The 12,370-nt window shown below is 71.6% G+C and carries 15 protein-coding genes; 7 read left to right on the top strand and 8 right to left on the bottom strand.

The window, feature by feature from the left end; translation table 11 throughout:
* Positions 1–87: 87 nt before the first annotated feature.
* Positions 88–888 (bottom strand): helix-turn-helix transcriptional regulator, encoded by an 801-nt coding sequence (locus tag P5P86_RS15585; protein ID WP_280608365.1) that lies wholly within the window; start codon positions 886–888, stop codon positions 88–90.
* Between the two features lie 48 nt (positions 889–936).
* Here P5P86_RS15585 and P5P86_RS15580 point away from each other — a divergent pair, with 48 nt between their 5' ends.
* Together P5P86_RS15580 and P5P86_RS15575 are read left to right on the top strand one after the other, a co-directional pair.
* Positions 937–1,356 (top strand): DUF2000 family protein, encoded by a 420-nt coding sequence (locus P5P86_RS15580; RefSeq protein ID WP_280608364.1) that lies wholly within the window; start codon positions 937–939, stop codon positions 1,354–1,356.
* Between the two features lie 207 nt (positions 1,357–1,563).
* Entirely contained in the window at positions 1,564–3,432 is a 1,869-nt protein-coding gene (locus P5P86_RS15575; protein WP_446724945.1) for a potassium transporter Kup, read from the top strand.
* A 49-nt stretch (positions 3,433–3,481) separates the two neighbouring features.
* Here the strand turns inward: P5P86_RS15575 and P5P86_RS15570 are convergent, their stop codons facing one another.
* Complete coding sequence (locus P5P86_RS15570) at positions 3,482–3,949, bottom strand: DUF8821 family protein (protein ID WP_280608362.1); 468 nt, start codon at positions 3,947–3,949, stop codon at positions 3,482–3,484.
* A 157-nt stretch (positions 3,950–4,106) separates the two neighbouring features.
* On the opposite strand from P5P86_RS15570, the gene P5P86_RS15565 reads away from it, so the two are divergent.
* Entirely contained in the window at positions 4,107–4,580 is a 474-nt protein-coding gene (locus tag P5P86_RS15565) for a TspO/MBR family protein (protein ID WP_280608361.1), read from the top strand.
* 36 nt (positions 4,581–4,616) lie between these two features.
* On the opposite strand, the gene P5P86_RS15560 is transcribed toward P5P86_RS15565, so the two are convergent.
* On the bottom strand, positions 4,617–5,435 hold the full coding sequence (locus tag P5P86_RS15560; RefSeq protein ID WP_280608360.1) for a DUF1206 domain-containing protein: 819 nt from the start codon (positions 5,433–5,435) through the stop codon (positions 4,617–4,619).
* Positions 5,436–5,548: 113 nt separating this feature from the next.
* Between P5P86_RS15560 and P5P86_RS15555 the strand changes: the two genes are divergently transcribed.
* A complete protein-coding gene (locus tag P5P86_RS15555; protein WP_280608359.1) occupies positions 5,549–6,310 on the top strand; it encodes an LLM class F420-dependent oxidoreductase in 762 nt (253 codons plus the stop codon).
* 95 nt (positions 6,311–6,405) lie between these two features.
* On the opposite strand, the gene P5P86_RS15550 is transcribed toward P5P86_RS15555, so the two are convergent.
* The gene (locus P5P86_RS15550; RefSeq protein WP_280608358.1) at positions 6,406–6,909 is read right to left on the bottom strand and encodes a hypothetical protein; all 504 of its coding nucleotides are present in this window, start codon (positions 6,907–6,909) and stop codon (positions 6,406–6,408) included.
* A gap of 147 nt (positions 6,910–7,056) precedes the next feature.
* On the opposite strand from P5P86_RS15550, the gene P5P86_RS15545 reads away from it, so the two are divergent.
* Positions 7,057–7,806, top strand: coding sequence for a sulfite exporter TauE/SafE family protein (locus P5P86_RS15545; RefSeq protein WP_280608357.1), 750 nt, complete (start codon positions 7,057–7,059; stop codon positions 7,804–7,806).
* 13 nt (positions 7,807–7,819) lie between these two features.
* Here the strand turns inward: P5P86_RS15545 and P5P86_RS15540 are convergent, their stop codons facing one another.
* The 4 genes from P5P86_RS15540 to P5P86_RS15525 form a co-directional block, all read right to left on the bottom strand.
* Entirely contained in the window at positions 7,820–8,440 is a 621-nt protein-coding gene (locus P5P86_RS15540) for a hypothetical protein (protein ID WP_280608356.1), read from the bottom strand.
* The gene (locus P5P86_RS15535) at positions 8,437–9,774 is read right to left on the bottom strand and encodes an MFS transporter (protein WP_280608355.1); all 1,338 of its coding nucleotides are present in this window, start codon (positions 9,772–9,774) and stop codon (positions 8,437–8,439) included. Before P5P86_RS15535 ends, P5P86_RS15540 begins: the two co-directional genes overlap by 4 nt.
* Positions 9,775–9,892: 118 nt before the next feature.
* Positions 9,893–10,138 carry a hypothetical protein gene (locus P5P86_RS15530; protein WP_280608354.1) on the bottom strand — a complete coding sequence of 82 codons (246 nt, stop codon included), beginning with the start codon at positions 10,136–10,138 and terminating at the stop codon, positions 9,893–9,895.
* A 375-nt stretch (positions 10,139–10,513) separates the two neighbouring features.
* Positions 10,514–10,774 carry a hypothetical protein gene (locus tag P5P86_RS15525; protein ID WP_280608353.1) on the bottom strand — a complete coding sequence of 87 codons (261 nt, stop codon included), beginning with the start codon at positions 10,772–10,774 and terminating at the stop codon, positions 10,514–10,516.
* A gap of 110 nt (positions 10,775–10,884) precedes the next feature.
* Here P5P86_RS15525 and P5P86_RS15520 point away from each other — a divergent pair, with 110 nt between their 5' ends.
* On the top strand, positions 10,885–11,088 hold the full coding sequence (locus tag P5P86_RS15520; RefSeq protein ID WP_280608352.1) for an NfeD C-terminal domain-containing protein: 204 nt from the start codon (positions 10,885–10,887) through the stop codon (positions 11,086–11,088).
* 60 nt (positions 11,089–11,148) lie between these two features.
* Positions 11,149–12,339 carry an SPFH domain-containing protein gene (locus P5P86_RS15515; protein WP_280608351.1) on the top strand — a complete coding sequence of 397 codons (1,191 nt, stop codon included), beginning with the start codon at positions 11,149–11,151 and terminating at the stop codon, positions 12,337–12,339.
* The last annotated feature ends 31 nt before the right edge of the window (positions 12,340–12,370 follow it).

The following is a 12,370-nucleotide window of genomic DNA, read 5'->3' as shown; positions in this document are numbered from 1 at the left end:
TTTCGCAGGTCGAGACGTCACCTATCGCGGGTCGAGTGTCCGGGCGATGGCCTCTCGACCCCCGATACGTGACGTCTCGGGGTTGGGTCACCGGGCCGAGCGCGCGTAAGCGGCCGGCGTGGTGCCGAGCAGCCGACGGAAGTGCCGGGTCAGATGCGCCTGGTCGTAGAAGCCGACCTCGGCGGCGACGACCGACGGTGCGGTGCCCGAGAGCAGCAGCCGGCGGGCGTGGTCGAGGCGGCGACCGGTCAGGTAGCGGTACGGCGCGATCCCGTAGGACCGGCCGAAGGAGCGGACCAGGTGCGTCGGGTGGGCACCCAGCTCCGCTGCGAGGTCGGCCAGCACGACCTCCCCGGCGAGCCGCTCGTCGAGGAGGCGACGCAGCCGGGCGGCGAGCGGCCGGTCGCTCGCCGCCGGACCGGCCCGGCGCGGGCGACGGTCGAGCCGTTCGTGCAGGGCGTCGGCGACCAGGGCCAGCCGCGCCTCGGCCTCGAACCGGTCGTGCCGGCGGCCGAGCGCGTCGTCCAGGCCGCGCACCGCCGCCAGCAGATCGCCGTCGCGCCACCCGGGCCGATCGACGGCAGCGCCGATCCGTTCGGCACCGAGGACCTCCTCCTCCAGGTAGATCACCCGCTTGCGGAAGCCGGCGCTGGTGGCGTTGTGCCCGTCGTGCGGCACGTGCGGCGGCAGCAGCGTCACCAGGGAGGGCATCGCGCCGTGGTCGTGCCGGCCGAGCTCGAACCCGATGGTGCCGCTGTCGACCACGAGCAGGGTCCAGGTGCCGTGCGTGTGCGGCGGGTAGGCGTGCCGCGGGAAGTGCGCATGCAGCACCTCGGCAACGCCGGCGATCTCCGGGCGCCAGGCCCTGATCGTCGCGGCGGAGCCCATGTCAAGAACGTACAAGACCGCTCCGCCCCTGCCCACGAGGATCGGGGCATGGGCAGCTACCCCTTCGACACCAAGATCGCCGTCGTCCTGCGCGAGGACCTTGCCCCGTGGCAGCGGGTGAACGCCGCCTCCTACCTGATCGGTGCCATCACCCACGCCTTCCCGCAGCTGGTGGGAGCCGGCTACGAGGACGCCGACGGGACGCCGTACCTGGCCACGCTCGGGCAGCCGCTCTTCGTCTTCGAGGGCGGCAAGGAGACCCTGGCCGAGATCCGCGAGCGAGCCGTACGCCGGGAACTCGCGCTCAGCGTCTTCACCCACGACCTCTTCGGCACCGGCAACGACGAGGACAACCGCGCCGCGGTCCGCGCCGTACGCGGGGCCGACCTGGATCTGGTCGGGGTGGCGGTGCACGGAGCGAGCAACGCGGTCGACCGGGTGATGAAGGGCGCCCGCCGACATCCCTGACAGGCCGCCGGCCGGCCCGGGAGCCTGGCCACAACCTGCCCGCAACCTGCGCGCGCGGGCGTGTGCCGTCCGCTTCACGCGCTCGATCGTGGATCCGGCGGGACGTGGGTGCAGGATGTGCCGGTGAATGACGCGCAGGTAACGACCGCTACCGGCTCCGGGGAAGCGCTCGAGGGCGGTCCCGACAGGAGGCACCGCGACCTCGCGCTGGTCACCCTCGGGGCCCTGGGGGTCGTCTTCGGCGACATCGGTACCAGCCCGCTGTACTCGCTCAAGACGCTCTTCTCCATCGACGACCACGCCATCAAGCCCACGCCCGGCGACGTGTACGGCGTGATCAGCATGGTGGTCTGGTCGGTGACGCTGATCGTCTCGATCAAGTACATCGGCGTGATCATGCGGGCCGACAACGGCGGCGAGGGCGGCGTGATGGCGCTGGCCGGCATCGCCCGCCGCGCGATCGGTGCGAAGAGCCGGCGGGTCGGGGTCGTGATCGTCCTGGCGATCGTCGGCGCCAGCCTCTTCTTCGGCGACTCGGTGATCACCCCCGCGATCTCGGTCCTCTCCGCGGTGGAGGGGGTCAGCGTCGCGGCGCCGAGCCTGACCCACCTGGTGCTGCCGATCTCGATCACGATCCTGGTGGTGCTGTTCGCCACCCAGCGCTACGGGACCCACCGGGTCGGTGCGTTCTTCGGGCCGGCGATGCTGGTCTGGTTCACCGTCCTCGCACTGGCGGGGCTGCGGGTGGTGATCCCACACCCCGGCATCCTGCGCTCGCTATCGCCGACCTACGCGCTGGCCTTCATGATCGAGCACCCGCTCATCACCTTCATCGCGATGGGCGCGGTGGTGCTGTGCATCACCGGTGCGGAGGCCCTGTACGCCGACATGGGCCACTTCGGCCGGCGTCCGATCGCCCTGGCCTGGTTCGTGTTCGTCTTCCCCGCGCTCGTGCTCACCTACATGGGTCAGGGCGAGCTGATCCTGCGCGATCCCAGCGCGATCTCGAACCCGTTCTTCCTCCTGGTGCCGGGCTGGGCACAGGTACCGATGGTCGTGATGGCCACGATCGCCACGGTGATCGCCTCCCAGGCGGTGATCTCGGGAGCGTTCTCGGTCTCGCGCCAGGCCACCCAGCTGGGGCTGCTGCCGTCCCTGACCGTGCGGCAGACCTCGGAGGGATCGGCCGGTCAGGTCTACCTGCCGGTGATCAACGCGGTGCTCTTCGTCGGCGTGCTGGCGCTGATGCTGGTCTTCCGCAGCTCGGACCGGCTGGCCACGGCGTACGGGGTGTCCGTCACCGGCGCGCTGCTCATTGACACGATCCTGATGCTGGTCGTCGCGCGGCTGCAGTGGAAGTGGGCGACCTGGCGCCTGGTGCTGTTCGCGATCATCTTCGGCGGGATGGAGCTCAGCTTCCTGATCGGCAACCTGAACAAGATCCCGCACGGCGGCTGGCTGCCGCTGCTCATCGCGACGGTGATGTTCACGCTGATGAGCACCTGGTACCGCGGCCGGGAGATCGTGACCGACAGCCGGGTGCACAAGGAGGGCCGGCTGGTCGACTTCGTGCAGGACCTGCACGAGCATCCGGTGCATCGCGTGCCCGGGATGGCTGTCTTCCCGCACCCCTCCAAGGAGACGACGCCGCTGGCGATGCGCGCCAACGTCGATCACATCGGTGTGCTGCACGAGCGAGTCGTCATCTTCACGGCGATCCCGCAGACGGTGCCGCACGTGCCCGTGCACAAGGCCTTCGCCTTCGACCCGCTCGGCTTCACCGGCGACGGCATCATGCACGTGACGATGCGCTACGGCTTCTTCGACCGCCCCGACATCCCCGCGGCCCTGCACGCCCACCTGCACGACTCCGGCTGGGAGTTCATCCCCGACCTGGAGCAGGTGACCTACTTCCTCTCCCGGGCGAACCTGGCCCCGCAGGCGCACCACGGCAAGCTGCCGCGGTGGCGCAAGGCGCTGTTCGTGCTGATGGCCCGCAACGCCGCCAACCCGGCGGAGTACTTCAACCTGCCCTCGGAGCGGGTCGTGGTGATGGGCTCGCAGATCGACCTGTGAGCCGCCGGAGTGCCCGGCCGGCGGAACGGCCGGGCGAACCGGCGAGCGGTCAGTACGTCCCCTTGATCACGAAGAACGACCCGCGGATCGTGCCGGCGAGCTTCGACTTCTGCCGGGCGAACTTGAACCCCGCCTCGGCGAGCTCCTCGGGCACCTCCATCCCCTCGGCGAGCTTGAAGCCGACCGCACGCTTGCCGGCGTCGGCCAGGGTGTAGAGGACGTTGACGATCAGGCCGGACTCGTAGATGACCTCGGGCCACTTGATGCCGTCCACCTCGATGTCGGCCACCTCCAGCGGTCGGGCCGCGAACTCCAGGCCGCGCTCCTCCTTCAGGATGCGCTCCACCCAGGCGAGCACCTCGGGCGCCTCCTGCGCGGGGACCGTCGTGTAGGTGTGGTCGTACTTGTTCTTGAAGTAGCGGGCCTCGTTGGCCCGCAGCCCGGCCAGGGCCTCGGCGACGGGGGAGGTCTCCAGACCGATCGTCGAGACGTCCTGGAAGTCGACTGCGTAAGACATGGGTGCTCCTCGTGGGCTGGTGGCAGGGCCAGCATGATGGTGTCGTCCTCACGACGATCGACGACCCGCGGATGTGACATCCCATCACAGAACCGGCCCGCGCCGGGGTGGGCGGTGGGCCCGGGTAGCGTCGGACGGCAGACGACGGGAGGACACCATGTTCCGCAACACCCTGGCCGCGACGACGGGCGCCGTCGCCGCGACCGCCCTGGTCGGCGGTGTGGCCAGCAAGGAGACCTCGGGTCCCTGGTACGGCGGCCTGCGCAAGCCGGCGATCCAACCTCCGGCCGCCGCGTTCCCCGTGGTCTGGACGGCGTTGTACGCCGGTATCGCCGTCGCCTCCGCGGTGGCGCTGGAGAAGGCCGAGGCCACAACGGCCCGTTCCTACCGCCGGGCGCTCGGCGCGAACCTGGTGCTCAACGCCTCCTGGACCTGGGTCTTCTTCAAGGCCCACCGCATCGGGCCGGCCACCGGCGTCGCGGCCGCCCTCGCGCTGAGCAGCACCGACCTGGCGAGACGCGCCGGGAGGATCGACCGGCGTACGGGCTGGGGGCTGGCCCCGTACGCCGGGTGGTGCGGCTTCGCGACGGTGCTCACCGCAGCCATCGGGCGGGCCAACGCAGACCGGTGAGGCCTGCCGCGCTGCGGCCGGGCTAGGGCGGCGGCCCTACCGCGGACGCAGGTGTCGCGCCTTGGCCACGTTGTAGACGCCGTAGCAGGCGAAGCCGAGCGCTACCAGCACCAGCAGGGCGGTGCCGAAGGGCGCGCCGCGAAGTCGCTGCAGGGCGCGGTCCAGGCCGCCGGAACGGTTCGGATCCTCGGTGATCGCCGCCCACACGAACAGTCCACCGATGATTCCGAAGGCCACGCCGCGGGAGGTGTAGCCGGCGCGGGCCAGCACGGTGATGACCCTGCCCAGGTCTCCTCGGGTGCCCCGCGCATCGAGTTCCTTGCGCCAGCCGTCGCCGAGCCCCTTGGCGATGCTGTAGCAGCCGTATCCCGCGACCGCCACGCCGATGGCTCCCACGATCACCGGGCCGCCCGGCAGGCTCATCAACCGAGCGGTCCAGCCCTTGGTGTGGCTGCTGCTGCCGGCGCCGAGCGCGATCTTCGCCGTACTGATCGCGAAGGCGGCGAACACGATCGCCTTCGCCGCCGAGCCCAGTCCGCTGCGCACCCGGTCGGCGCCGTCCTTGTCCTCGTGCCCGCCCAGTGCCGTGGCGACCTCCCACAGCACGAGGGCGCAGAAGCCGACGAACGCGATCCAGAGCACCGTATGGCCGAGCGGCTGACGCGCGACCTCGCGCAACGCCCCCTGGCGGGAGACCGAGGCCGAACGACCGCCGGCGACGGCCACCTGCACGGCCAACCAGGCGAGCACGACGTAGACCAGGCCGTAGACCGCGAAGCCCATCCGCGCGCCCCACTCCATGACGGGATGGTCGCGGGCCTGCGCCGCGACCGCGTCCGCTCGATGAACGCTCATCGCCACCTCCTCGCGCGTCAGTGCCCGGTGCGGGTCCGGCGGACACCTGCCCGGGGATGCGGTTCGCAGACTACTGCTGTGACGCCGGTGGGGCGGCCCCGTAGGTTGGGCCCATGACCCGCCCCCTTCGGATCGGCGTCCAGCTGCAGCCGCAGCACGCCGACTACCAGCAGATCCGTGATGCCGTCCGCCAGGCCGAGGAGCTCGGCGCCGACGTCATCTTCACCTGGGACCACTTCTATCCGCTCTACGGCGAGCCCGAGGGCAAGCACTTCGAGGCCTGGACCACCCTCGCCGCGTGGGCCGAGCAGACCAGCAGGGCCGAGCTCGGCGTGCTGGTGACCTGCAACAGCTACCGCAATCCCGAGCTGCTGGCCGACATGGCCCGCACCGTCGACCACATCAGCGACGGCCGGCTCCTGCTCGGCATCGGCTCGGGATGGTTCGAGAAGGACTACACCGAGTACGGCTACGAGTTCGGTACCGCCGGTGGCCGGCTCAACGACCTCGCCGAGGCGCTTCCGCGGATCGAGTCGCGCTGGGCCAAGCTCAACCCTGCCCCGACCCGCAAGATCCCGGTGCTGATCGGTGGCGGCGGGGAGAAGAAGACGCTGAAGCTGGTCGCCCAGCACGCCGACATCTGGCACTCCTTCGCCGACGTCGACACGCTCAAGCACAAGCTCGGCGTGCTGGCCGGACACTGCGAGACGATCGGCCGCGACGCCTCGCAGATCGAGATCTCGGTCGCTGCCAGCGACCTCGACGGAGCCAAGGAGCTGCGCGACGCGGGCGCGGAGCTGATCACCGTCGGCGTCGGCGGCCCCGACTACGACCTGTCCACCCTGGAGAAGCTGATCGCCTGGCGCGACAGCTGAGCGACGTCGGCGGCTCGGGCCGTCGGTGACACGTCACAGGTGTCACCGACGCCGCTAACTGTCACGGTGACACTTTGCGGGCGCGACCGCCACGCTCAGCTGGTGCTGTGCCCCTCGGCGAGGCCGATGGGCTGGATGCGCATCCGCGCCTCGGCGCCGACGTCGCGCAGCGCGTTCACCGCCTCCTCGGCGCTGGTCACGCTGAGGCGTCGGGGGAGCGCGGTCGGCACGGCATCGAGCAGATCATCGACGGCCACTTCGTCCAGCCCGGTGATGTGACCGAGTCGCCGTGCGACGCGGGCTCGGTCGCCGCCGACCGACAGCAGTCGGACGTTCGTCGTCCCGGGCTGCCGGAAGCGTGCAGTGCCCGCGAGCCGTGGCTCCTCAGGTGGCCGATCGTGCTCCCCGGTGGTGACGTAACGCCACCAACCGGGCAGCTCGAAGAGCATCAGGCCGCCGGCGACGGCGAGCCCCAGCGCCCAGCCGAGCCACCCGTGCCAGTGATGGACAGCTGTCCCGACGGCGGTGAACGCGACGATGAAGCGGATACGTGCCCGCCAGAGCATCGCGCCCACAGCCGGTGCACCGTTCCTGCCCATGACCGCATTGTGCCTGAACGCGTCGGCCAGGACATGCCGTTCGCAGGGACGACCCACCGCCCCAGGACGAGACGTCCCCGCGGAGCAGCGGGCGCCGCGAGCGGCTAACGTGGCCACCCGCTGTCCGGGTCGACGTGGGGAGAGGGTGTGCGTGAGCTCGTCGCCGAGGCGTTCCTCGCCGGCGCAGGCGTGGCAGCCGGCGTGATCGGCACCGCCGGTGGGATCACCTCGCTGGTGGCCTATCCGGCGCTGCTCGCCGTCGGCATCCCGCCGCTCGCGGCCAACGTGACCAACTCGGTGGCGTTGCTGGGCAGCGGGATCAGCTCGGCCTTGCGTGCCGGGCCGGACGTCGTCGGTCGCGGTCACGCGATCCGTGCGTGGCTGCCGGCGTACGTCGCGCTGTCGCTGGCCGGCGCGGCGCTCCTGGTCCTCACCCCCGGACGGGTCTTCGACCGGATCGTGCCCTACCTGGTGGCGACCGGCGCGCTGGTGCTGCTGCTCCAGCCCGCGATCAGCCGTTGGCAGCGCGACAGTGGCCGTGCGTTGGCGCGGCCGATCGTGGCCGTGGCCGGGGGTGCGGTCGCTGTCTACAACGGCTATTTCGGTGCCGGGGCAGGCATCTTGCTGATCACGCTCCTGCTGCTCACCGTCGAGCCGGTGCTGCACCGGGCGAACTCGTTGAAGAACGTCATCCTGGTCGGCTCCGACGTGCTCCCGGCCGTCCTCTTCGCGGTCCTGGGCAGCGTGGTCTGGCATGCGATGTGGCCGCTCGCACTCGGGGCCGTCGTCGGTGGCCTGATCGGGCCGGCCGTCGCACGCCGGCTGCCCGCGGCGATCCTGCGGGTGCTGATCGCGCTGTGCGGCTTCGTGCTGGCGGGCTACCTGCTGACGCAGTGATGCCCAGCGTTCCTCACACCAGCCCGCGCAGCTTCGCGGTGATGGTCTGCTCGGCCGCCTTGACCACCGCTCGGGTGACCAGGTCACCGAGGTGATCGGAGTCGTCCAGGCCGGTCAGGAGGGAGCGTACGTCGAGGTTCTCGATCGCCTGCCGTAACACCTCGTCGGTCGGCAGGGCCCGGTCGACGATGCTGTCGGGCAGCGCCCGGATCGCCAGCTTCGCCAACGAGTTGAGGTCGCTCGCGTCGAGGGCCTGGTCGATCAGGTCGGCGGAGGGCGGCAGCGTCCCGGCGCTCTTCATCCGAGCGACGGCATCGAGCAGCCCCGCCTTCAGTGCCGCGACCTGGGCGTCGCTCGGGTCGTCGTGGTGCTGGGCCAGGTCGAGCGTCAGTGCCTCGCGGGAGGTGCCGAGCCGGCAGGCAGCGCCGTCCAGTCCCAGCAGCACCAGCTCCTGCCCGAGTGCGTCGAGGGTGGCCGGCGTGCTGGTCGCCGAGCGGGCGGCACACGGATCGGCCAGCGCGTTCGGCGCGTAGCCGCCGCCTCCGTTCGCGACCTGCACGACCAGCACGATCGCGACAAGGGCGAGGGCGAGCAGGGGCAGCGCGAGCCTCCGCAGGCGTACGTCGAGGCTCATCGCGGCCTCCGTCGTACGGAGAGGGGGACCAGTGCGAGCAGGGCCAGGGCGCCGGCGATCAGGAAGGAGTCGCGGAAGGCGCGCGTGGCCGCGCGACGTACCTGGTCGTCCAGATCCCGCTCGAGCCGGTCGGCCGCCGGCCGGTCGCCGGGCGCGATGTCGAGCGACGCGAAGGCGGGGCGCAGGTCGGGGACCTGGTCGTGCTGGTCGGCGAGCCGATCCCCGAGCGCCTGGGCGATCGCGACCTTGTCGCTCGCCTGCAGCGGCGCGTCGAGGACGAGCGCGGTAACCGCCTCCTGCGCCGGCCCCTGGGCGGCCTCCAGGCTGGCGGTGAAGACAGGCGTCAGGACGAGCAGCCCCGCAACCACCCCCAGATGCCGGGCGGCGATCGTCCAGCCGCCGTGCACCGCTCGGGGAAGCCGGTCACGCAGGGCGGCGGCGGTCAGCCTGTCGACCGTCATGCCGAGACCGAGCCCGACGAGCGCCTGCGGTGCGATGGTCCAGGCGAGGTGGGCTGAGGGCGGCAGCGCCAGGGCGACCAGCCCACCGGCGATGAGCAGGCTCCCGGCGGCCGCCTCGACCGTCGGCGAGGCGCGCAGGCCGCGCACCAGCGGCCGGGCGGCCGCAGCGGCCAGGGGGATGACCGAGACGGTCAGGGCTGCGGTGGCAGGGGAGTGGCGCCACCCCTCCACCAGCAGCAGCACCAGCAGGAACAGCGCCGCCGTCAGCGCGGCCGAGAGCAGCGCCAGGGCGAGGTTGGGCGCGAGCGCGGGTGGATGCCGCTGCGGAGTCGCCGTACGCACGGGGCGGATGCTGAGGGCAGCGGGTACGGCGAGGACCGCCACCGGCACCTGCACCACGAAGATCGCCTGCCACGAGATCGCCTGGGTGAGTAGACCCCCGACGACCGGGCCGGCTGCCGTCCCGACCACACCGGCGGCGATCCACCAGCCGACGCCGGTGCGCTCACCCTGCACGCTCACCAGCAGCTCCAGCGCTCCGACCAGCGCGAAGGCACCGCCGAGCGCCTGCGCCGAGCGCGCGGCGATGAGCAGCTCCATCGAGCCCGCGAGCGCGCACGCCGCCGAGGCGGCCGCGAAGAGCGCGATGCCGGCAGCGCAGCAGATCCGCTGGTCGAACCGCTCGCAGAGCCGGGCGGCCGGCACCGCGCACACCGCCAGCACCAGATTGAACGAGATCAGCACCCAGGCGATCTGCGGCACGCTCCCGTGCAGCTTCTGCAGGATCGCCGGTAGCGCGAGCGTGACCACCGCCGAGTCGGCGAGCACCAGTCCGACCGTCAGCGCGAGCAGGGGGACCCGGGAGCGACGCACGGCACCATCCTTCCCTGTGGGCGGGGACGGCATGCGCTTCGTCCGCGGAGTCGACCGTGGAGTGGAGCGCGCACCGGGTGCGCCGTTCGCTCCGCGGTCCGCGATCGCCTGGAACGGATCACGCGGAGCGAGCGAAGAACTCCTCGACGCGCTGCGTCCAGACCTGTGGGTCTCGGCACGCCGGGTCGCGCTCGACCCAGCGCCACAGGGCGTTCAGCGTGTCGCGGACGGGGACGGCCGGGTCCGGGGAGCGGATCAGCCAGCCGAAGCGGTCGTCGTCAGCGTCGAACGCGGCAGCCGCCTCGGCAAGCCACCCCCGATGCTCAGCCGGCCAGAGCGCGCCGAGGGCCATCGCTCCGGTCACCTCGGCGAGGGGGACGAAGCCGAGCTCTCGTGCGGCGGCGACGGTGACCGGCTCCTGATCCAGCGGCTCGCCACCACGGTCGGCACGCTTGAACGCGCAGTGCCGAGGCCGCGTACGCCCGCTTAGCGTCCGGCGCTGTGTCGTGTCGCATCATGACCGAGAGGGCGGCGCTGTCGTCCTGCGCGACGTAGAGCCTCTCGCACGGATCGCACAGCGCCCACGATGCCGGCAGGATGTGACCTTCCCCGTGGACCTCGAACGTCGCCAGGCGGGGGTCGAGCGGGTGCTCCCACCCGACGTCGGTGCTTCCGCAGAAGGCGCACGAGCGTCCAAGGCGGTTGGCCGAGCGCTCGTCGGGGTCGCGATGGCCCGCCGTCATCGGTCCACCACCTCGCCTCGGTGGAGCGGAGTGTCTGCGGCACGGGCCGAGACGTCGCGGGCCCAGCGGCGCCAGTTCCGGAAGAGCGCGCCGATGACGAGACCGATCCCGGCGCTGCGCAGCAGTCCCGGACCGCGAACGGTCAGCGCGGCACCAACGAGCAGCACGGCCAGCACAGGCAAGGCTCGCCACCAGGCGGCACGCTTCGACGGCTCGGCGATCACCGGCACACCGTAGCGTCCGGCGGTGGGACTCACGGTGAGAACCGAGAGCCACCGTGGCGGGTTCCTGGTGATTCCGCGGCGGCACGGGCGGGTCGTCTCCTACGGTGGCCCCAGCAGACGACGACAGAAAGGGGCCCGACGGCGTGGCTGACGACTTCCTCGTGGGTCAGGTGGCAGAGGTGGTCCTGCGCATCCCCGGCAACGACGTGCCGGGCGAGATCGTCGCTGACAGCCAGGGCGTTCCGGAGAGGTTCATCGCCTTCGGGGAGGAGCCGCTCGAGCCCGGTACGTCGGTGCTCGTCATCGGCATCCGCGGTCCCCGGCAGGTCGACGTCATCGCCTGCTAGGTCCGCAAGCCCAGCAACTCGACACGCTCGATCAGGAGCTCGATCAGAAGAAGGTGTTCCATGTTCGGATGGCACGTCCCCGCGCCCGACCAGGCGATGTTGATCTCCGGTGGCAAGAGCCGCGGTGACAACCGGTTGCCGTTCCGTATCGTCACCGGGCACGGCGCCTTCGTCGTACCGGTCTTCCGGCGCGTCTCCTACCTGACGCTGTCGCTGATGGAGGCGGTGATCGAGGAGGCGTGCGTGACCCAGCAGGGCATCGGCCTCGCGGTCAAGGGCGTGATCGCGTTCAAGGTCGGCTCGGACCACGCGAGCATCGCCGCGGCGGCCCAGCGGTTCCTCGCCGACCAGGACCGGATGAGCGTGCTGACCGGGCAGATCTTCGCCGGGCACCTGCGCTCGATCGTGGGCTCGATGACCGTCGAGGACATCATCCGCGAGCGGCAGAAGCTCGCCGAGCAGGTGCTCTCGGCCTCCAAGCTCGAGATGGCCAACCTCGGTCTGGTGGTGGACTCGCTGCAGATCCAGTCCATCGACGACCGCGGCAGCGGCTACATCAACTCCCTGGCGGCGCCGCACCAGGCGACGGTGCAGCAGGCCGCCAAGATCGCGCAGGCGCAGGCCGACCAGCTGGCAGCGGAGGCGCAGCAGCTCTCGGTGCAGAACCAGGCCGAGTACGCCCGGGCGACGGCGGTGAAGCAGGCCGAGTACCAGTCGCAGATCGACCAGGCGCAGGCCACCGCCGAGCAGGCCGGCCCGCTGGCGGCGGCGAAGGCGCAGCAGGCGGTGCTGGAGGAGCAGGCCAAGGTCGCGGCGAAGAACGCCGAGTTGCGCGAGGCCGAGCTGGTCGCGGAGGTCGTCAAGCCGGCCGAGGCGGAGGCCGAGCGGATCCGTACCCTCGCTCAGGCGGAGGCCGACCGCACCAAGATGTCGGCCGAGGCCTCCGCCGCCGAGGGCCGGATCGCGCTCGACCAGGCGATCATCGCCCAGCTCCCGCAGATGATGAAGGCGGCTGCGGACGGCCTGGCCAACGCCAACCTCACCATCCTCAACGGCACCGACGGGCTCAACGACGCGGTCGCCCAGCTCGCCGCGCAGGGGTCCACGATCCTGCAGACCGTGATGACCGGGCTGGCCTCCAGCTCCGGCTCGGGCTCCGGCTCGGGCCCGGCGGCGCTCGCCCCCGGCTCCGGCGCCTCGACCAACGGCACCACCGCGAACGAGAACGGGCAGGCCACGCCGCACGCCTGAGCCGGCGCTTGACCTCAAGCGCTTGAGGGAA

Origin of the sequence: Nocardioides sp. BP30, from assembly GCF_029873215.1 — a bacterium.
Classification (GTDB): domain Bacteria; phylum Actinomycetota; class Actinomycetes; order Propionibacteriales; family Nocardioidaceae; genus Nocardioides.
Note: the sequence above shows the minus strand (reverse complement) of the source record. Positions and strands in the feature narration are given on the sequence as shown.